General features: G+C 31.8%; 16 protein-coding genes. 14 read left to right on the forward strand and 2 right to left on the reverse strand.

Annotation, left to right across the window (positions count from 1 at the left end; all coding sequences use genetic code 11):
• Positions 1-411 precede the first annotated feature (411 nt).
• The gene (locus ACKI4H_RS09225) at positions 412-2,610 is read right to left on the reverse strand and encodes a polysaccharide biosynthesis tyrosine autokinase (RefSeq protein WP_407305249.1); all 2,199 of its coding nucleotides are present in this window, start codon (positions 2,608-2,610) and stop codon (positions 412-414) included.
• 437 nt (positions 2,611-3,047) lie between these two features.
• Positions 3,048-4,118 carry a polysaccharide biosynthesis/export family protein gene (locus ACKI4H_RS09230; protein WP_407305250.1) on the reverse strand — a complete coding sequence of 357 codons (1,071 nt, stop codon included), beginning with the start codon at positions 4,116-4,118 and terminating at the stop codon, positions 3,048-3,050.
• Positions 4,119-4,877: 759 nt separating this feature from the next.
• On the opposite strand from ACKI4H_RS09230, the gene rfbB reads away from it, so the two are divergent.
• From rfbB to ACKI4H_RS09300, 14 genes are all read left to right on the forward strand, one after another.
• Positions 4,878-5,942, forward strand: a complete 1,065-nt coding sequence (gene rfbB, locus ACKI4H_RS09235) for a dTDP-glucose 4,6-dehydratase (RefSeq protein WP_407305251.1) — start codon at positions 4,878-4,880, stop codon at positions 5,940-5,942.
• Complete coding sequence (rfbA, locus tag ACKI4H_RS09240) at positions 5,942-6,820, forward strand: glucose-1-phosphate thymidylyltransferase RfbA (protein WP_407305253.1); 879 nt, start codon at positions 5,942-5,944, stop codon at positions 6,818-6,820. The genes rfbB and rfbA overlap by 1 nt, the downstream gene beginning before the upstream one ends.
• 2 nt (positions 6,821-6,822) lie before the next feature.
• Positions 6,823-7,248 carry a sugar 3,4-ketoisomerase gene (locus tag ACKI4H_RS09245; protein WP_407305254.1) on the forward strand — a complete coding sequence of 142 codons (426 nt, stop codon included), beginning with the start codon at positions 6,823-6,825 and terminating at the stop codon, positions 7,246-7,248.
• Positions 7,249-7,961: 713 nt separating this feature from the next.
• A complete protein-coding gene (locus ACKI4H_RS09250; RefSeq protein WP_407305255.1) occupies positions 7,962-9,077 on the forward strand; it encodes a DegT/DnrJ/EryC1/StrS family aminotransferase in 1,116 nt (371 codons plus the stop codon).
• Positions 9,078-10,328, forward strand: a complete 1,251-nt coding sequence (locus tag ACKI4H_RS09255) for an O-antigen translocase (protein ID WP_407305256.1) — start codon at positions 9,078-9,080, stop codon at positions 10,326-10,328. It abuts the gene before it with no gap.
• The gene (locus ACKI4H_RS09260; RefSeq protein WP_407305257.1) at positions 10,329-11,282 is read left to right on the forward strand and encodes a glycosyltransferase family 2 protein; all 954 of its coding nucleotides are present in this window, start codon (positions 10,329-10,331) and stop codon (positions 11,280-11,282) included. It begins immediately after the preceding gene.
• A gap of 12 nt (positions 11,283-11,294) precedes the next feature.
• Positions 11,295-12,182 (forward strand): glycosyltransferase family 2 protein, encoded by an 888-nt coding sequence (locus ACKI4H_RS09265; RefSeq protein ID WP_407305258.1) that lies wholly within the window; start codon positions 11,295-11,297, stop codon positions 12,180-12,182.
• Positions 12,183-12,272: 90 nt separating this feature from the next.
• Entirely contained in the window at positions 12,273-13,367 is a 1,095-nt protein-coding gene (locus tag ACKI4H_RS09270) for a glycosyltransferase (RefSeq protein ID WP_407305259.1), read from the forward strand.
• A gap of 49 nt (positions 13,368-13,416) precedes the next feature.
• Positions 13,417-14,487, forward strand: coding sequence for an EpsG family protein (locus ACKI4H_RS09275; RefSeq protein ID WP_407305261.1), 1,071 nt, complete (start codon positions 13,417-13,419; stop codon positions 14,485-14,487).
• Complete coding sequence (locus tag ACKI4H_RS09280; protein WP_407305262.1) at positions 14,487-15,572, forward strand: glycosyltransferase; 1,086 nt, start codon at positions 14,487-14,489, stop codon at positions 15,570-15,572. The genes ACKI4H_RS09275 and ACKI4H_RS09280 overlap by 1 nt, the downstream gene beginning before the upstream one ends.
• 263 nt (positions 15,573-15,835) lie before the next feature.
• The gene (locus tag ACKI4H_RS09285; RefSeq protein ID WP_407305263.1) at positions 15,836-16,990 is read left to right on the forward strand and encodes a glycosyltransferase family 4 protein; all 1,155 of its coding nucleotides are present in this window, start codon (positions 15,836-15,838) and stop codon (positions 16,988-16,990) included.
• A 1,612-nt stretch (positions 16,991-18,602) separates the two neighbouring features.
• Positions 18,603-19,238, forward strand: a complete 636-nt coding sequence (locus ACKI4H_RS09290; protein ID WP_407305272.1) for a sugar transferase — start codon at positions 18,603-18,605, stop codon at positions 19,236-19,238.
• Positions 19,239-19,716: 478 nt separating this feature from the next.
• The gene (locus tag ACKI4H_RS09295; RefSeq protein ID WP_407305273.1) at positions 19,717-19,911 is read left to right on the forward strand and encodes a hypothetical protein; all 195 of its coding nucleotides are present in this window, start codon (positions 19,717-19,719) and stop codon (positions 19,909-19,911) included.
• A 133-nt stretch (positions 19,912-20,044) separates the two neighbouring features.
• Positions 20,045-21,217, forward strand: a complete 1,173-nt coding sequence (locus tag ACKI4H_RS09300) for a glycosyltransferase family 2 protein (RefSeq protein ID WP_407305265.1) — start codon at positions 20,045-20,047, stop codon at positions 21,215-21,217.
• Positions 21,218-21,407: the final 190 nt, after the last annotated feature.

Raw genomic sequence — 21,407 nt, forward strand, 5'->3', positions numbered from 1 at the left:
TCTATAACAGACTGAATATATAAAACATTTTTAATACAATTAAATATTAAATTCTTTTTTTGATTGAAGAAAGTTTTTATGGTCCTATTTTTTAAATAGGGAGTTAGGTAAAGAAAAAAATTAGGTTTACTCATGCTACCTTATGATGATTCATCATTGAAAGCTGAATATGATTTTTTGGGTGGACTCGATCACAGTTAGAAAATTATTTCCAGAATGAACAAAATCTTTTAAATGATAGAAAAAAATAAGTGGATGAGCTCAATCTCAATGAAATGAGATAAAGAAGGCATAATCTACTGTAATATTAAATTTAGCTTGTTGGAAAGAGCCATAAAAAATGAGTGTATGTTGATACACTCATTTTTATTGCATTTCAGTCGTTTTGTCTTAACTGATCAACATTGGTAATTATCCTGTTTTTTTATAAAAACTGGATGATCTGGTTTTGTAACTATAAGTATAATCATAGCTATAGCTACTACCAGCTGAACGCTGGATATCATTCAGGATAAAGCCATTTACTTTGGTACCCGCTTGTTTAAAACGGTTCAATGTTTGCTCTAATTCTTTCATTTGAGTTTTTGCATAGCGTGCCACCACTAAATTGACCCCTGCATGTTGAGACACAATAATAGCATCTGTGACAGCCAATACAGGGGCTGTATCAATAATGATATGGTCATAGTACGGAATCAGTTGTTGTAGTAATTCATAAAATCGGGATGAATTGAGTAATTCGGATGGATTAGCTGGACTTTTACCACATGTAATTACACTTAAGTTCGGCACATTGGTGGTTTGAACCAGCTGTTTCAATATGATTTGCTCATTCAGGTATTCAGTTAACCCATATTGGTTATTCAGGTTAAAATATTTGTGTAGGTGCCCACGACGTAAGTCTGCATCGATGACTAACACACGTTTATTTTTTTCTGCCATGATGACCGCGAGATTACTGGAAACAAATGATTTTCCGACTTCTGGTGTTGGGCCCGAGATCATGATGATGTTGTTTTTGGCTTGTGTCAGTGCAAAATGAATTGCTGTGCGGATGCTTCGCAAGCTTTCAATAGCAATATCATTGCTATGTTTTATGGCTAATAAGAATGGGGTCTTTTTCTTTTTCAGCAGTTTCAGTCCAGATTCTTGAATCGGGGAATGGGCTATAGTGGCATAGACGGGAAACCCTAGTTCGTTTTCTATTTTGCTGCTATCTTTCACGCCAGAATGTAACATATTGCGGAATAATGCCAACACGATACCCAGAAAAACACCACACAATAAGGCTAAAACCAGAATCAGTGGTTTTTTTGGCTTAATGGGTTCAATGGGTTCAAGTGCGGTATCAATGATAAGTACATTACCAATTTCACCCGCTTTGGCAATACGCAGTTGTTGGTAGGAATTCACCAAGCTGGTATAAAGTTGTTGTTTGACTTCTACATCACGGGACAGTTGCAAATATTGGCGTTGTAACTCTGGAAGATTCTTTAGGATATTATTCAGTTCACGAATCTTGCCACTAATTACTCTGAGTTGAGCATTGATTTCTCGCATGATCGGATGCGCTGCTGTATATTTAGCCGCCATTTCTGCCTGTTTCTGTTCCAGTAGTGCTTTTTGGGTTTCCAAAGAAATACTTTGATTTAAATACAATTCAGATTCTTTGCTAATATCGACCGTATTGTACTGTTGACGGAACTGGTTAAAGACCTCTTCTGCATCATCCAGCTGTTTCTTTAAATCCGGTAATTGTCCGTCTAGGAATTTTAATGTTTGCGCCGTTTCTGCCGAGCGACGTTCAATATTCTGTTGGCTGTATGCAGTTAAAATAGCATTGAGGACCTGGGTGATATATTGTTTGTCTTGTCCCTGATAGCTAAGCTGTAAAATACCGGTGATTTGACCTTTTTCTGCAACTGAATAATTAGCTAAAATTGAATTAATCGCTGCAGGTAATGACTGTTTCTGAATCTGATAGCTGGTATTTAGCTGATCCTGAGTAAAGATCGCAATTTTCCAAATCCCTTGTGCCGATGTGGCTTGTACTGGTCGGTTAAGTGCTCCCTGAAATATGATTTCTCCTGTTTTAGGATGGGTCAGGCTAAAGCTTTGTTGCTGAAATTTGAGTAACAGATTTTTATCTAGATAAGCTGCCGGAATTTCAAACTGACGGATATCAAAGCTTTTTTTACCATCTTTAAAACGCACATATTGAGGCTGATATTCAGTTCGATAATTTTGAGGTTGAAACAGACGATTGCTAAAGCTATCTTCGGTACTGTAAATTTTGATATCAAGATTTAAAGGATCGATGACTGAACTCAAAATCAGTCGGGATGTTAAAATTTCAATTTCAGCCTTAGCTGAAGACATCTGTCCCACTACATCTGAAAGATCACCTAACAAAGCAGCTGATACACCTTTATTCTCTTCTATTTGGACTAGTGCATCTACCTTATAGGTATTGGCCGCAGTACGTAAATAAAGCAGAGCGGCAATTAGGCTAAGAAAGGCGCATAGGACAATTAGTTTCCATTGTGCAATCAGGGACAAGAACAACCCTTTTGCATCAATCATATCTTCGGTATTGTTATTTTTGTTCATAATTTTTCTTATCAAAAGTTTAAAAATGGTTTTCCAATCTATGAGGTCGCTTTGAATCAAATCCCAGGTTTCAAAAGACTTGCTGCTACTGCGGGGGGGGAGGATATGAAATCTCCTAGTTTTGCCACTGCCGCTTAACGAAAATCTTGCCTTTGGTAAAGAACCATATATTTTTTACTATTACCAAAATAAACCGGATTTTTTAATCTGTTCCCCATTTAGTTTTCAGGCTATATAGAGTTGCAGTTTAATTCCATGCGATTCCATGTAAAATTTTGTCTTATCATCCGTGCGATACTCACTCAGACCAGCAGTACTTAAATTCAATCTGCAGGTGTAGTTATATATTTTTAAGAAATATTCCGTCATTGAACTCCGACATATATTCCCGACCAAGCCCCAAAAAAGATGTCGAATGCTTATACCTGAGTTAGCTGCTACCGTATGGCTGTACTAACGATATTTGAAAAGGGAATAATCTGGCTGATCACCCGTTGCCAGCGGGTCAGACCTGTTGCATCGACATAAACAATATCATTGCTATGCATTTGAAACTGGTTGGCCAGACCAAAATCCCCAAGGTTTTTTAGACTTAAGTGATATAGTTCAATCATTTGGTTATTTTGATTATTGCGCAATACGTAAATCCGACCAGCATTGGCTGAAAGTGGATTAATACCCTGGCTTTCGCCGAGAACATCACTTAGAGTCATCCCCTGATCACGCACTGGCAGTGCCTTATTCGTGCCGGCTTCACCAATGACATAAATTTTCTGGTTTTCACGGGAATTGACATACAGGGTGTCATTGGATTGAATCAACAGGTTATGTAATGAAAATCCAGACTTTTCTAATGCAAGGGTATTGAGATCATAGGTCAAACCTTGACGCACTAATTGAATGGATGTGGAATCGCCTTGCTCAGTCATACCCCCCGCTAGACCTAACGCTGTATAAACGCTTACGGGTTGGTCAGATAAGTAAAATTGCCCAGCTGCTTTCACGTTACCCAGAACTGAATAACGTTGCCCTTGATAGGCCAGTATTCTCACCACAACATCTGGATTTTTTAAATAATGAGCCAATTGACTGCGTAATTCTTGATTGACCTGGGTTAATGTTTTTCCAACAGCTTTATAACGACCAATCATGGGAAATTGAATATAGCCATTTTGGTCAATCTGATAGCCGTTGCTAGTATCCGTTGCAGCTGCACTGATTTCAGGGTAGGCCCATAATTGAAGGGATAAAATATCACCCGGACTTAAGTGGTAGTTCTGCATGTTGTTTTTGAATAAAAATGCGTAATTTTTTAGAGCATTAATTTGGGTTGATTGTCCCGCAGGTAGGGTATCTTGGGTCAGTTTTACGATATTAACCTGAGTTCCCAGTTGGGTCTTATAAATTCCCTCTTTTGGTAAATTATAGGTTTGAAAGCCCGAGATTCCTGCACACCCGACTAAAGAGAGGCTTAAGGTTAAAACGCTTAAAAGGTGTCTATAGTTCACTTGAAACCCCTTTATTTTTATATATTTAAAATTAGTAATTATTAGATTTATTAATTTTTTTAGTTTAAGTTTATGTGATTAACCTCTAAAAACTATAACAAATCGTATACCTTGTCCATACTTATTTTTAGTTCTCTGGGTGAGTTTGAGTTGAAGCATAACAATAAGATCGACCAGAAATGAGCGTACGATTCTACTGAATTGAGCGTAATGCTCCCCCTGAATAAGGTTAGAAATATAACTGAGTTGCTTAAGCTATCAATGCCGTGTTTGTTATTTCTTAACATTATTTCTAGTGATCAAGATTGCTGTCGCAACATACCTTACAGTCAAGAAATTGGGTGAGAAAAAAAGTATTTCTCTCATAGTTTGTTTCTAATTTAAAAATTTTAGATTTTAATTAAATTTCATAAATATTTAACGGGTTTGAGCAATAATGTCTGGATGAATGGATGGTTAATAAATAATTGTTATTTAATGAAAAATTTTTCGATATCTACCACGATTATTAGGTTTTATATAGTTAAAAGTTATCTAAAAATCAGCAGTCATGCAGTATTTGATAAATTCTACTCAGATGAAGACTTATTCATAAAGTGAAACTATATGTGAGAATAAGTTTTTTGTAGATAGTTTGTGTAATAAAACTAATTTATGCTATAAACAAGCGAAGAAAAATATATATGCCTAAAAGGCAGTGATTAATTAAATAATAATATTTGAAAAATAAAATAAAAATGAATAACAGGAATGCTCAAAATGATAATAAAGATATTGTTGACTGGGGGAGCCGGTTTTATTGGATCTGCAGTAATCCGGCATATAATAAAAGCTACTGAACATCATGTCTTAAATATTGATAAATTGACGTATGCCGGTAATTTAGAGTCTTTAACTGCTGTATCTGGCCATCCTCGTTATCAATTTTCTCAAACTGATATTTGTGACCATGCAGCTGTAGAACAACTATTTTCAGATTTTCAGCCTGATGCTGTGATGCATTTGGCAGCAGAATCCCACGTGGATCGTTCGATTGATGGTCCGGCTGCATTTATTACAACTAATATAGTGGGAACTTATACGCTATTAGAGGTTGCACGAAAATACTGGCAAAATTTGGATGATATAAAAAAGTCTAAATTTAAATTCCATCATATTTCAACTGATGAAGTGTATGGAGATTTAGAAGGTACAACCGACCTATTTACTGAAACCACTCCTTATTTGCCCAGTTCCCCTTATTCAGCAAGTAAAGCCAGCTCCGATCATTTAGTTCGAGCTTGGTATAGAACGTATGGTTTCCCGATAGTGGTGACTAACTGTTCAAATAATTATGGACCTTATCATTTTCCTGAAAAATTGATTCCATTGGTGATTTTAAATGCCTTGGATGGAAAGCCATTACCCATTTATGGCAACGGCCAGCAAATTCGTGACTGGTTGTTTGTAGAGGATCATGCTCGTGCTTTATATCGAGTAGTCACTGAGGGCATTGTGGGTGAAACCTACAATATTGGCGGGCATAATGAAAAACAAAATATAGAGGTTATTAAAACCATTTGTCAGATTTTAGATGAATTAGAACCCCGACCGAATTTACAAAGTTATGCAAGCTTAATGACTTTTGTTAAAGACCGACCTGGACATGATTTACGTTATGCCATTGATGCCTCAAAAATTGAGTGTGAATTAGGTTGGAAACCACAAGAATCATTTGAAACCGGCATTCGTAAAACAGTGCAATGGTATCTGGATAATTTGGAATGGTGTCGTCGCATTCAGGATGGTTCTTATCAGCGTGAACGTTTAGGGGAGGCAGTATAATGTCAAAAACAACAAAGGGCATTATTTTAGCGGGTGGTTCGGGCACACGTTTATATCCTATTACGAAAGGTATTTCGAAACAGTTGCTTCCTATTTACGACAAACCGATGGTGTATTATCCGTTATCGGTATTGATGCTGGCGGGTATTCGTGAAGTTCTTGTGATTAGTACGCCTGATGATATTGAGGGGTTTAAGCGTTTATTGGGTGATGGTTCTCAATTCGGTCTGGAGCTGAGTTACGCGATACAACCTTGTCCTGATGGTTTAGCACAAGCATTTATTGTGGGTGAAGAATTTATTGGCCAAAGCAATGTGTGTTTAGTTCTTGGCGATAATATTTTTTATGGGCCAGGTTTTACATCAATGTTACGTCAAGCTACAGCACGGCAAAAAGGTGCCACAGTATTTGGCTATCAGGTCAAAGATCCTGAACGTTTTGGTGTGGTGGAATTTGATGAGCAAAAACGTGTTGTCTCAATAGAAGAAAAACCGAAACATCCAAAATCCCATTTTGCTGTGACTGGGCTTTATTTTTATGATAATGATGTGATTGAGATTGCCAAACAGGTGAAGCCATCCGAGCGTGGTGAGTTAGAAATTACCACAGTAAACCAAGTTTATTTGGAACGTGGTGATTTAAACGTGGAATTGCTTGAGCGTGGTTTTGCCTGGTTGGATACGGGTACACAGGGGAGTTTACTTGAAGCAGCTCAGTTTGTGGAAACACTTGAAAAGCGTCAAGGTTATAAAGTTGCCTGCCTAGAAGAAATTGCACTGAATAATGGCTGGTTAAGCAAAGAGCAGGTTTTAGCCATTGGTCAAACGATGAGTAAAAATAGTTATGGTCAATATTTAATTTCTTTGGTGAAGGAATAAACATGAGTCTAGTTAAATTGGTCGATTTACCCAGTTTTGGTGATGATCGTAGCGGATTTGTTGCCATTGAGTCCAGTCAATCAATCCCTTTTGAAATAAAGCGTTTGTATTATATTTTTAATCCATCGGGTAATAAACCACGCGGTTTTCACGCACATATTGATTTAAAACAAATTGCTGTGTGCGTAAAGGGAAGTTGTCGTTTTATTTTGGATGATGGTTTCCATAGGGAAGAAGTCATTTTGAATTCTCCAACACAAGGGTTAATGATTGAAAGTTTAACTTGGCGGGAAATGCATGATTTTTCTGAAGATTGTGTATTATTAGTGTTGGCCAATACTCATTATGACGAGAATGATTATATTCGTAATTATGATGAATTTTTGGAGGGTGTGAGAAATGAAACTAGAGAATGGCTTGGTTCCTAATGCGCTAAAACATTTTTTATCTTGGTATTGAATGAGTTGTTTTTATAAACTTAATATTTTTAAAAATAAAAATTTAAGCGAAAAATTAATATAGGTAGTGAATAAGATCTATTATATAAATACAAAGGTAGAAATAATTTTTTGAAAAACAATGGAAGGAGTATATTAGGTACTTCTTTATTTACATGAGACCTAAAAACTGATGTTAGTATAACAATATTCATTACAACAGATAAGTTTTAGATGAGTAGCTATATTACAGATCAGATTAAGAAATATTGTAAATAGTTAAGAAATTAAAATAATACAAAGGCTATGTTAACAAATCAGGAATCTGATTTTTGTAGTTAGGAAATAAAAAATTATGTATCACTAGACTCGATCATTGAAAATATTGCTAATTTATTTATTTTAGATTCAATGAATAATTCTACTGAATATTCTAGAGGATTTTTAATATTGAAGTTTTCTAAATAATTCCAATAGAGATTGGTCTAGTATTCATTTGTAGTGACAAATTTAATATTAAAAAAAGAAAAAATTGGTTTGAGTCTTACATCAATATTCAAAAAAATTATTAAATTAAATTTTAAAAAAGTGATTAATAATTTGAAGTGTAGTCAATTGAACTGATTTAGCTATGTTAAGCAGACAGAGGTAGATGGCTTTAGTTTCAGAGCCGTAATCCCTAATTTTTTATGAGATTGATAATAATGATTCCATTTCTCGACCTTAAAACTATTAATGCTCAATATTCTGAAAAACTTGTAGCTGCTTGTATGCGTGTAATCGGTACAGGTTGGTATGTAGGGGGTAAAGAACTAGAGCAGTTTGAACAACATTTTGCAAATTATTGTGGAACACAGTACGCAATAGGGGTTGCTAATGGATTAGATGCACTTATTTTAACCCTGCGTGCATGGAAAGAATTGGGCAAATTGCAAGATGGAGATGAAGTAATTGTTCCATCAAATACATATATTGCAAGTATTCTTGCCATTACAGAGAATGATCTAAAACCGGTATTGGTTGAACCGGATGCTATGACCTTTAATATTGATTATAAAAAAATAGAATCTGCTATTACAGCTAAAACCCGAGTAATTTTACCTGTTCATTTATATGGGCAGCTCGCTGCAATTTCAGAAATTATGGATATAGCCGCAAAGCATAAATTATTGGTACTAGAGGATTCGGCACAAGCTCATGGTGCTGAAATAGCAGGAAGAAAGGCGGGTAGCTGGGGGGACGCTTCAGGCTTTAGTTTTTATCCAGGTAAAAACTTAGGCGCACTTGGTGATGCCGGTGCTGTTACGACCAACGATGCTGAGCTGGCAAATATGCTTAAAGAATTGCGTAATTATGGTTCACACGAAAAATATAAACATTTAGTGCGTGGTGTAAATAGTCGCCTTGATGAAATTCAGGCGGCTATGTTAAATGTGAAATTAAATTTTTTAGATGAGGAGAACCAGTACCGTCGACAAATTGCAGATTTATATTTGAAAGAAATTCAAAATCCAGAAATTGAGCTTCCATTAAAAAATATGAATGCGCAAACTTATTCACAACACGTTTGGCATTTGTTTGTTGTACGTACTAAGCATCGTGAAGCATTACAAAAATATTTAACAAAGCATCAGGTGCAGACATTAATCCATTATCCAATTCCCCCCCATAAACAACATGCCTATAAGGAATGGAATAATCTTATTTTACCAATATCAGAACAAATACATGCTGAAGTCTTGAGTTTGCCTATTGGACCGACCTTATCTATAGAGGATGCAAGGAAAGTTGTTCAATTATGTAATGGATTTAAAGCATAAATGAATTTACTAAAAACTAGTCTACTCAATGGTATAGCAGTCGTAATTAAGATTGCTGCTATGTTTGTAGTGAATAAAATTCTGGCTGTTTACGTCGGTCCTGCAGGATATGCAGCAATAAGTCAGTTCCAGAATTTTATCCAAATGGTAATTACCTTTGCAGGTACTGCTATTAATACTGGTGTAGTTAAATACACCGCAGAATATGATAAAGATAGAGAAAAACAAAGAGAACTTTGGCAAACCGCTGGAAGTATGGTTTTAATATGTAGCCTTATATTAATGGTGCTGATAATTTTATTTCAAAAAACCATTATAATTTACTTATTTAATTCTACTGAATATCAAATAATACTGATTTGGTTTTCTGTTTTTTTAATCTTTTTTAGTTTTAATGCATTATTAATTGCTATATTGAATGGTAAGGGAGATATCAATAATCTGGTAATTGCAAATATTGTTGGTAGCTTATTTGCACTTGCTATTATCTCATTATTGGCCATAAAATTTGGTTTAAAAGGTGCACTTATTGCATCATCTATTTATCAATCCCTAAATTTGGTGGTGACGGTTATATTATGTTACCGAACGGATTGGTTTGAGTTTAAATATGTCATTGGAAAAATTAATAAAAATATCGCAAAAAAACTAAGTGTATTTGCATTAATGGCATTAGTGAGTGTTTTTTTTGGAAATATAGTACAAATTTGGTTAAGGAAAATTATTATTTATGAATTTGGCATGAGTTATGCTGGCTATTGGGATGCGGTGAATAAATTAAGTGATGGCTACTTAATGTTAGTAGGTTCAATTCTAAGTGTTTATTATGTACCAAAATTATCGCAATTACAGAAATATGCAGAAATAAAAAAAGAAGTATATTATGGATACAAGTGGATATTACCAATGACAGCAATCACTTGTTTAATTATTTTTATATTAAGGGAGTGGATAGTTAACTTATTATTTACAGAGAAATTTTTACCTATGTTGCAATTGCTCTCATGGCAATTATTAGGAGATGTTATAAAAATAGGGAGTTGGATTGTATCATTTATGATGCTAAGTAAAGCAATGACAAAAATTTTTATAGGAACTGAAGTTTTTTTTGCATTAAGTGTTATCCCATTAACTATTATATTTATAAAAATTTGGGGATTTAAAGGAGTTGCAATAGCATTCACTATAAATTATTTATTATATTGGATAGTGTGCTCTTATCTGGCATTTGGAAAATTAAAAGAGAGTTAAATGATTAATTTAATAACTGTAATAATACCTTTATATAACAATGAAAAACATATTTCTACTTGTGTTGAGGCATTGAAAAATCAAACAGACCAAAATTTTGAAGTTATTTTTATAGATGATGGATCTCCTGATAATGTAATTGAAAAGTTGGAATATTGTTTGAAATCAGATATTAAATTCAGTTATAAAATTTTTCGGCAGAAAAATGAAGGTGCAGCTAGAGCAAGAAAGAAGGGGATAGAGAATTCATTGTCACAATATATTATGTTATACGATTGTGATGATGTTATATCGAAGGATTATATCAGTGAATTTTTTAGAATAATAAAAAATAATGAAGAAGTTGATATTGTAATACCAAATGTAAAGATGCAAAATGAAAAAATGGAATTCATAGATTTTAAATTTTACTCCGACGATATTTATCTTTCTAGTGAGGATTGTTTATTAAATTCTTTAAATGGATGGGATGTCCATACCTGGTTTATATGTAAAAAAGATATTTTTATAAAAAGCTATATATATTATGAAATTTTTAATTTTGATAATATTAATTATCATAATAATGATGAGGTGATCGGTCGACTGAATTTTATGAATTCTAAAAAAATAATTCGTAGTAATGCAGAATATTTTTACTGTTACAATCCAATCTCCGCCACAAAAAGTGTAAATAGTATTAAATACTTAATGATTAGAAATGCTTTTATTATAGATGAGATATTCTCAAATAAATTAGAATTACAATTAAGAGCTAAATCTGAGCTGATTAGCGTGATTTGGTGGATTTTAATCTATATGAATAGAAATAAATCACAAATAAAAAATTTAGTAGAATGGAAGAAAGAAATTAAAGATTCAATATCAAAAATTAATTATATAAAGTTTATGAGAATTTTAGAATTAAAGGAAAAAATAAAATTAACAATATTAAAATTAATACCCATATTTTGAGGAGCCTTATATATGACTATGCCTTTAGTTTCAGTTATTATACCTTGCTATAATCATGAAAAATTTGTACAGGATAGCATTCGAAGTGTAATTAATCAGTCGTATGAAAATATTGAATTAATCATCATTGATGATGGATCTAAAGATTCCTCTATAGAAAAAATAAAAGAAATGATTGTGTTGTGTAAGCAGAGGTTTACTCGGTTTGAATTTATAAGTCGATCTAATAAGGGTTTAAGTACAACATTAAATGAAGCTTTAGAGTGGTGTGAAGGTGAATATTTATCTCCACAAGATTCAGATGATATTATGTTGTCAAATAAAATAGAAAAACAAGTCAAAATATTATCTGATAATAAAAATATTGTTGCTGTATTTGGAGCAATATATCTGATTGATGAAGAAAATCAAAATATAGGAGAGGAGAGCATAGCTGAATCTAATTTATATGATTTCAAAAGTATTATTTTAAATGAGCATAGGATATTTTGTCCTACTCAAATGATTAGAGCTGTACATTTAAATAGGGTTGGAGGATATAAAGATGGGCTGATTATTGAGGATTGGTACATGTGGTTAAAATTGGCAAAAATTGGAGATTTGCTAGTGGTTCCAGATTTTTTTGCAAAATACAGACAACATGATAAAAATACAATCAAACAATTAGATAAAATGCATAATGGCCGATTAGATGTTTTGTCTTTTTTTAAAGACTCACCGTATTATGAAAAAGCGTTAAGAAACATATATTGGCTTAATTGTTTGGAACTTGCAGCTAAATCAAATTACGAGATTAAATACATATTAAAGCTTTTTTTAATTGATCCAAAAAGACTTATAATAGATTTTTTTAAGAAAGCACATGTTTTGAAAAAAATTTTCTTAGCTAAAATTAGTTAATTAGTAGATAAAAAATATATTTATTTAATATTTTTTTTGGATTTTATTTGTATATTATTAATATAAATGGGTAACTTGTGAGTTATTATTATGAAGTTATGCTTTATTTTAAATCATCTTTATAAATCTGGTGGTATTGAAAGGGTTATAAGTAATAGGCTTAGTGAGTTAAGTAAAGAGCATGATGTCTATGTGTTAACAACAGAGAATGGTCGTCTTCCATTTTATTTTGGAAAAGATGATAAAATTAAATATATAGATATAAATATAAAATTTAAAAGAAAAAAATATGATGGATTTGAGGTAAATTTTTATAATATATTTTCTAGTATAATTTTATTTGTTAAGCTTCAGATTGAGATTTTCAAGATAAATCCTGATGTAACGATAAATGTAATAGGAGTACATACTTTATATTTTGTTCCATTCTTATTTGGGAAGGGTAAAACGGTTTTAGAACATCATGCTAGTATTTATCAATATCCTCCTAGTAAAATTAGAATGGGGATAATGAAGAAATTTATGTATCATGTATTTTTAACGAATGAAGAAGCTGAATTAGCAGATTTTCTTAAAAATAAGATCGTTATTCCAAATCCAATAATAATTGGTCATCAAGAGTTAATTCCTTTTTGTTTAAGAAAAAATAAAATTCTTGCTGTGGGAAGAATAGTTGAAATTAAAGGATTTGATAGACTTCTATTAGCCTGGTCCTTAATACATAAAAAACATCCCCATTGGAGTGTAGAAATATATGGAGATGGAGATGGAGATGGAGATGTACTGGATAACCTTAAATCTCTTAGCAGCCAATTGAATTTGTTGGATACAGTTTTCATTAAACCTGCGACTCCCAATATTATTGATCGAATGCTGGAATCTAAGATATACACTATGACATCATATTATGAAAGTTTTGGTATGGTGTTATTAGAGGCTATGTCGGCCGGTATGTTAGTTGTGGCATTTGATTGTCCGACTGGCCCAAGAAATATTATCGATGATCAGGTGGGTTTCTTAGTTGAAAATAATAATATTGAATTATTATCAGAAAAAATATCAGAAATAATTTTGGGTGAAGATGATTTTCTTGCGAAATCTGAAAATGCATATAATAAAAGTTTGAATTATGATGTGATTAATATAAATAAAAAATGGAATAATTTCTTTTTATCTATTAGATGAGATTTATTTTATTGTTTTTTTATTCAAAATAAAAGGTTTTTAAAATAATATGATTATTTATTGGGTGATTTGGTTTTATTTGTGCTTATGTAATATATTTTATTCTTATAATGTTTGGGGGAGAATTGTTTTAATTATTACATTTTTATTTTTATTTTTATTTATTGGATTTCGTTATAATGTAGGGGTTGATTGGTATAATTATTTATTTTTTTATGAACTAACAAAATATACAGATTTAAAATCAGTTTTTCTTGGTAGCGATCCAGCTTATAATATTTTAAATTATATAGGTCATATTTTTGGTTATCAGGATACCTTTTTTGTAAATGCTATCTGCAGTTTTTTAGTGCTATTTTTTTTAATAAAAACTGCTTTGAAATTAGAAAATTATTGGTTGGTTTTATTAATATATTTTCCTTATCATCTTCTAGTCGTATCTATGAACTACAGTCGCCAAGCTGTGGCTATTAGTATTAGTTTATGGGCATTTTGTAAATTATTAGAAAGCCGATTCATTCAATTTTCTTTTTTAATTATATTAGCAACATTGTTTCATAAAACTGCTATTACTTTGTTGTTGTTTTTGCCTATATTTCTATCTGCTAATTTTCACCAGTATAAAATTATAAATATTTTTTATATTGGAATATCATTAGTTTTACTTACAATTATAATTTATTATTCTAGTTTGCAAGACACTAATATATATCTTAAAAGTAATAAAGACATGAGTTCTACGGGTTTTTTTATTCGCTGGACGTATCATTTAATACCGTTATTTTTATTTTATAAATATAATTATTTTTTTAAAAAACAAAATTATTATCCCGTGATCCGCTATTTTTGTATATTGGTTTTATTCATGCTGCCATTAGGCATTGCTTTTTCAACTTTGGCAGATCGTTTCAACCTCTATTTGATATTTTTTGATCTGTTTGTAATCTGTACTCTATTTAGTTATTTGCCAAAGATAAATAAAAGTATTTTGCTTATCATATTAATTTTATTTTATTCAGCACAAATGTATTTGTGGTTTTTTCATGGTATTTGGGCAATAAAATCATGGGTCCCTTATCAAAACTATATTTATAACTACTTAATTAATAGTGTTTTTTAATGAAAATTTTATATGTGATAACAGGCCTTGGAGGAGGGGGGGCTGAAAAAGTAGTTGCAGCTTTAGCTGATCAAATGCAATTACGGGGTCATCAAGTTAAAATAGCTTATCTGAAAGGAAGAGATATAGTTGTAAAACCTGAGTGTAAATCTGTTGAATTGATTTACTTGGGTTTTGAAAGTTTAAGTAATTTTATTTTTGCATCAAAAAACTATCGCACATTAATTTTGTCTTTTAAACCGGATATAGTACATGCACATATGGTACATGCGAATATTTTTGTACGTTTAAACCGTATGGTTTGTAATGTACCTAAAATTATCTGTACAGCACATAATTCAAATGAAGGTGGTAAGCTCCGTATGGTCGCATACCGAATTACAGATAGTTTATCTGATATTAATACCAACGTTAGTATTGAAGCAGTTGAAGCATTCATTCAAAAAAAAGCATTCAAAGATAATGCAATCGCAGTTTATAATGGTATAAATTTAGATAGATTTAAATCTATTGGACTGTCCCAATCGAAATTAAAGCCTTCTACTGAAAAGAAATTGATAAAAAAAATATTGGCAGTTGGCCGCTTAAATATTCAAAAAGACTATCCCAATTTGCTACAAGCATTGTTTTTTATAAAAGAATTGAAAAAATCTGAATTTAAACTTTGTATTGTTGGGGAGGGTGAAGAACGAAAAAATATACTCGGTTTAATCCATCAATTTTCCCTTGAAGATAATGTTGAGCTATTAGGCCGTCGTGATGATATTCCCGCATTAATGTCTGTGGCAGATATCTTTGTGTTGTCATCGGCTTTTGAAGGCTTTGGTCTTGTGGTTGCAGAAGCAATGGCTTGTAAGACTTTTGTTGTGGCGACAGATTGTGGTGGAGTAAAAGAAGTTATGGGAAATACGGGGATACTTGTACCACCTAAAGATAGCATGGCTTTGGCACAAGCCTTAATCAAAGCAATGGAAATGTCCAATGCGGATATTAAAATAAATAATCAGAAAGGTTTACAGTATGTTAAAAATAATTTTGACCTACAAGTAATAATAGAAAAATGGTTGAATCTATATGGAAAATAAAAAAATTATTATTGGTAACACTGCCTCTAATCTTTATGGTTTTCGCAAAGATTTCATTTTGTCATGTTTAGAACAAAACTATCATGTTTATGCTTTTGTCGCAGCATATACTAATGAATGATTAGCTAAAATACAAAGCTTAGGTGCTACACCGATTAATTATCAACTTAAATGTAGATATTAAAATAAATAATAAGAAAGGCTTAGAATACGTTAAAACAACTTTAACCTACAATTAATAATAGAAAAATGGTTGAATCTATATGAAAAATAAAAAAATTATTATTATTGGAACAACTGCATTTAATCTTTATTTTTTTCGTAAAGATTTAATACTGTCATGTTTAGAACAGAATTATCATGTTTATGCTTTTGTATCAGAGTATACCAATGAATGGTTAGCTAAAATAAAAAGCTTAGGTGCCACCCCAATTACTTATCAACTTAGTCGTGGTGGACTCAACCCATTGGCTGATCTGCAATCCACTTATCAGCTTATGCAAAAAATAAAAGAGATGCAACCTGATATCGTATTTTCATATTCAGCTAAACCTGTAATTTATGCCACTTTGGCTGCTTATCAGGCAAGAGTTCCTTATATTTTTGGCATGATTGAGGGTTTAGGTTCACCTTTTACGATTCATAAATACGGTCAAAGTTTTAAAACTAAAGTTATACGCTTCATACAAGTGTCTTTATATCGTCTTGCATTCCCATATTTAGATAAAATTATTTTCTTAAATCATGATGATCCTAAAGATTTAGTAGGCAGGTATAATATTTCTCATAAAACAAATGCGATTGAAGTTTTAGGACCGATAGGTCTTAATTTGCAAGATTATGTTTATACGAAATGGGATGATCAAAAAAATCTATCCTTTATTTTTGTAGCTAGATTAATCGCTGAAAAGGGAATTTTTGAATATTTAGAGGCTGCAAAAATAGTTAAAAAACAATATCCTGGAGTATTATTTAAGATTGTTGGTGGCTTGGATACGGAAAATTCAACCGGGTTAAAACAAGTAGAATTAGATCGGTTAATAGAAACCGGTATTATCGTATACGATGGATTTGTCACAGATGTCGATCAGAGAATACGTAACAGTGCAGTATTTGTATTACCATCTTATTATCGTGAAGGTGTCCCACGCAGTACGCAAGAAGCGATGGCCATTGGGCGTCCAGTAATTACCACTGATGTTCCTGGTTGTCAGGAAACTGTGGTAGAGGGAGTGACTGGTTTTCTTATTCCAAAATGGGATGTGGCTGCGCTAGTGAATAAAATGATTCACTTTATAGAGCATCCTGAGCAAGTTAATGTAATGGGATATCAAGGATTTTTATATGCTAAAAAACATTTTAATGCTGATCTTATAAATCATAGACTATTACAAATTATAGGGATAAATCAGTCATAAAGATTTATTTAATAATAATTTTTTATCTTAGTAAAACAAGAAGGGCTTTATTACCCTAACCTTTAGAAGTTGAATCTTGGTACAACTATCCAAATTCCAGATATGAGAAACATCGTTTCGTAAGGGATGAGGTTTCCTCATGCGGTGAATTTATCTTCCCTTATAATTTAATGATGAATGCTTAACTGTTTTGAGCAGCTCATTTTTTCAATTAAATTTATTCTTGAATCCCGTCCACGGTTTTGTATTACACCTTAGGTACATAACAGTGTGTGCCTGTCTTTGCGCAATGGCTTCATGGCATTATTGAGTGTATATGGGTATCGTCTGTATAGATGGAATGAATGGCTTTATCTAATTGTATTTGATCCAGCAAATCAGCCAGCACTTGAGAATCCCTGGACACTATGGGGCTGAGCTTAACAGCCCGTATGTGAAGGATTTTGGCATTTATACCTATAGTAATTTACGCCCTTGGCATTGATGCCTCGGGTTGATATTTCTTATCTTCCATTCTGCCTTCAGCTGGAAATTTCAGGCCTGTACTTTCCATAATGCATCACTGCTTTTTTGATAACTAATTATAATATTCATAATATGAAAATGTTTTTTTCGTCTGAAAATCGTCGTTTAATCCCATATCATCCAATCTGTTCCGCACAGTTTAATTTAGCTAAAACAGCCTAAATAGTGATTTGAGCCTCAGGCAGCATTGAATGGCTGTATCTGGGTCAGTATGCTTCGGCCTTGCTTGCTTTTTGAGTATGCATAGCACGAAGTATGTGGATCAAATCCAATACTTAAATTTCCTCGGTTAACCAAAGCGCGATTAATTCAGGATAGTTAAAAGTACGGCAGAGCTTAGGTACAACTTTATTCGTTTTAAAACTATAGGGATGAATCAGCCTTTAGTTATAGGGTTGGATAATTAAAGTCGTTGGATATGTCAATCAGATCTCATCACAGATAAATTCAGTGCATACATTCATACTATTTAACATAAAGTTACATCTTGTCACATTTTATTTAGTATGATATTTGTCATATTTGGTAAAAAAAAATTAAAAAAAACAATAATGCTTTTCACTATTACTACCTGACATCTAATAGGGATTATTGAATGGCTAAAATTTATGAATCTTCTTATTTTATTGAGAAATTTATAAATTTTTTATTCCTATATTAAATGAATTGTTGTTAATGTTTATCAAATAAAATTATTGATAAAGAAAACTATTAATGTCTTATAAATAATAAATTAACACTTTTTACAAAAAATACCTCTCTATTTAAAATAAAAAACAATTGATATGATTAAAAAAAAATAGACATATTGAGGTGTTTATTAATGGATCTACAAAAAGAAAAAGATAAGATCAAAAGCTCAGAAGAAAGTGCTGTTGTTATGTATAAGCCTTTATTTATTGAGAATAATGATATTCCCTTAAAAAAATATTCTACCAATATGTATGAATATAAAACCCCAACAATAAAATTTTCTCCAAATAAAAATCAAGTAATTGAATCAGAGAAAATAAAATCTTGGTATCATCTTGCTAAAAAGGAGGTGATTTTAAAAAAATATTTTATACGTCATGAATATTTTTATTTTATTGCTAATCTTTTTTCAAATAGAGCACAAGTATCTAAACGGCTAGTTGATATAGTTATTGCATTAATAGCTTTATTGGTATTATCTCCGATTTTTATTATTGTGGCTTATAAGGTACGGAAAAATCTTGGTTCTCCGATCTTTTTTTATCAAGAGCGTCCAGGGAAAAATGGCAAGCTTTTTAAGATGATTAAATTCCGTTCAATGAAGGACATATGTGATCAAGATGGTCAACCCTTACCAGATGAGCAGCGTATTACTCCTTTTGGACAAAAATTGCGTTTGACCAGTCTGGATGAAATGCCACAACTAATTAATGTGTTAAAAGATGATATGAGTATTGTGGGACCACGTCCGATGCTTAAAGAATTTGTAGAATTGTATTCTCCTGAACAGGCGCGTCGCTTAGAAGTACGTCCGGGTATGACAGGTTTAGCGCAAATCAGTGGACGTAACGAATTAGACTATGAAGAACGTTTTAAATATGATGTCTGGTATGTCAATAATCATAATATATTGGTCGACTTTAAGATTATGTTTAAGACAGTTATCGTCATGGCGAAATGTGAAGGTATTAATGCGCCTGGTCATGTTGGACCTTCATTATTTAAAGGGAATATAAAAGAAATAGATTAAGTAGAATTTAATTAAAATAATTAATTGTTATGATTAAAAATATATTTTATTTAGGTATTTAGGTTTGAAAATTATTCTTTCATTTAAATTATAAAAATCTGGATAAAATTAGCTGGCCGTATTTACCCGGTATGATCTAAGAAGGTAATCCTTAGAATACTTTAACATAAGGTGTATTGAGTAATCTTATTAGGTGAAATTAATGATTAAAGTATGGGGTAAAAGGAGGGGAGTTATATTGGCTCATATACCAGTGTTTAATTGCTGAATACAGCTATAGTTTGATGGCACTTGATAATTTAAGAATAGCAAATTGAAGTACTAAATTTTGTACAGCAACTGGCTGGTCCAATGCTTGATTTTATCAAAAATGAGATTTGTACTGCTCTGATGGATCAAATTTTTACATATTACTTGATTGATGTGGTGATCTATCTTTCTGGCCTTAAACTTGTAGGGAAAAGCTAGTCAGATTCCGCTGAAGCATTTTGATAAAAATATTGCTGGTTCAATTATTCTTAAGCAAGCCATGCAAAAGGCAAAGGTATTTAACCTGATATTTACTTCATCGGTTGGGATGACGGGAAGGGGGCATCCTTCTTCGCTAAATAAAAACTTGCTGACTAATAATTATGAATATAGCGAGCTTATTGTGGAGCATGCTGCAGGATAGTTGGAACTTGTAATTACATTATCCTATCTGGGCTAGATCTAGAATTAAACGAGAGTTGAGGAGGGCAGATTGGTTTTTAAAGCCTACGTATTATTTTAATCTTTTTATTTGATATTTTTTTGAGTTAATATTTATGAATAATTTAACAGATAATATTATTAAAAATGCAATAAAAATAAGATTAAAGAAATTTAATCATTTTCTTTTAGTAGAATTATTATTTTATTTTTATTTGATATATCGATATCTAGAATTTTTAGTCCATCTTGTAAAGGATATCTTTGCTACAAAAGAAATAGCAAGTGTTAAGGAAAGCAAAGAAGTTAAGTTGAGACCACTTAAATATGGTTTTGAAAATGGGGTTAAGGTTGATTTATCTATTATCATTCCCGCATATAATGTAGAGAAGTATATTAAACCATGTATTTATTCAATCCTAGAGCAGGATATAAAATGTAATTATGAAATATTAATAATTAATGATTGTTCTACCGATGCTACGAAAGAATTTTTAGATGAATTTTTATGTCATAAAAATATAAGAATATTTAATTTGGATAAAAACCAAGGTCTTTCTGCAGCCAGAAATTTAGGTATTTTAAATTCTATGGGAAAATATCTAATGTTTTTGGATTCAGATGACTTTTTATATGATAATTGTATACAAAAATCTATAGATCAGGCTATGAACCATAATTTAGATATAGTCGAGTTTGCTTATACCAGATTTCAATCTGAAAAAACTATAGATTATAATTCAATTAAATCAGTTACTAGGCCAATAATGACTAATATTTATAGCGAAATGCTTGAATTTTCAACAGGTTATGCCTGGGCTAAACTTTATAAAAGAGAATTATTTGAAAATATTCGATTTCCTGAAGGTGTATTATTTGAAGATGGAATTATACATAAAATAGTATTTAGACTTTGCCATCAGTATATGCATTTAGGGTGTGTTGGTTATTTATATAGGGATGCTCCAGATTCTATAACCAAATCCATAAAAAATAAAAACTTAGTCTGGGATCATTTGTACATGATTCAATACTGTATAGATGAAACTAAACGATTAAATTTATCCATAGACAACCTCTTTTTTAGACAACTTATTCGGGAGTCTGGTTTAATGATGAAGAATAGGAGTTTTTATTTAAATTCTCCTGATTTATTATTTATTTTTTCTAGATTAACGGATTTACTTAATGCGTGTAATAAAGACTTTAATTTAACAATTCGTGAGCAATTAATTTTGATTTGTATTAAATATAGATATATTAATGCTTGGAAAAGGATTGCATTTTAATTGTTATAGTGGGTTGAGACTCTGTTGTACAACCCTATATTTGTTGCACAACCTTATAACTAAAGGCTGATTCATCCCTATAGTTTTAAAACGAATAAAGTTGTACCTAAGCTCTGCCGTACTTTTAACTGTCCTGAATTAATCGCACTTTGGTTAACCGAGGAAATTTAAGTATTGGATTTGATCCACA

Source organism: Acinetobacter sp. (assembly GCF_045628685.1).
GTDB lineage: Bacteria > Pseudomonadota > Gammaproteobacteria > Pseudomonadales > Moraxellaceae > Acinetobacter.

Excerpts from the sequence above, each read along its gene's own strand:
- ACKI4H_RS09255 (WP_407305256.1), top strand. The coding sequence starts at position 9,078 with ATGAATTTACTAAAAACTAGTCTACTCAATGGTATAGCAGTCGTAATT.
- ACKI4H_RS09300 (WP_407305265.1), top strand. The coding sequence starts at position 20,045 with ATGAATAATTTAACAGATAATATTATTAAAAATGCAATAAAAATAAGA.
- ACKI4H_RS09285 (WP_407305263.1), top strand. The coding sequence starts at position 15,836 with ATGAAAAATAAAAAAATTATTATTATTGGAACAACTGCATTTAATCTT.
- ACKI4H_RS09245 (WP_407305254.1), top strand. The coding sequence starts at position 6,823 with ATGAGTCTAGTTAAATTGGTCGATTTACCCAGTTTTGGTGATGATCGT.
- ACKI4H_RS09250 (WP_407305255.1), top strand. The coding sequence starts at position 7,962 with ATGATTCCATTTCTCGACCTTAAAACTATTAATGCTCAATATTCTGAA.
- ACKI4H_RS09280 (WP_407305262.1), top strand. The coding sequence starts at position 14,487 with ATGAAAATTTTATATGTGATAACAGGCCTTGGAGGAGGGGGGGCTGAA.
- ACKI4H_RS09275 (WP_407305261.1), top strand. The coding sequence starts at position 13,417 with ATGATTATTTATTGGGTGATTTGGTTTTATTTGTGCTTATGTAATATA.
- ACKI4H_RS09270 (WP_407305259.1), top strand. The coding sequence starts at position 12,273 with ATGAAGTTATGCTTTATTTTAAATCATCTTTATAAATCTGGTGGTATT.
- ACKI4H_RS09265 (WP_407305258.1), top strand. The coding sequence starts at position 11,295 with ATGACTATGCCTTTAGTTTCAGTTATTATACCTTGCTATAATCATGAA.
- ACKI4H_RS09225 (WP_407305249.1), bottom strand. The coding sequence starts at position 2,610 with ATGAACAAAAATAACAATACCGAAGATATGATTGATGCAAAAGGGTTG.
- rfbA (WP_407305253.1), top strand. The coding sequence starts at position 5,942 with ATGTCAAAAACAACAAAGGGCATTATTTTAGCGGGTGGTTCGGGCACA.
- rfbB (WP_407305251.1), top strand. The coding sequence starts at position 4,878 with ATGATAATAAAGATATTGTTGACTGGGGGAGCCGGTTTTATTGGATCT.
- ACKI4H_RS09260 (WP_407305257.1), top strand. The coding sequence starts at position 10,329 with ATGATTAATTTAATAACTGTAATAATACCTTTATATAACAATGAAAAA.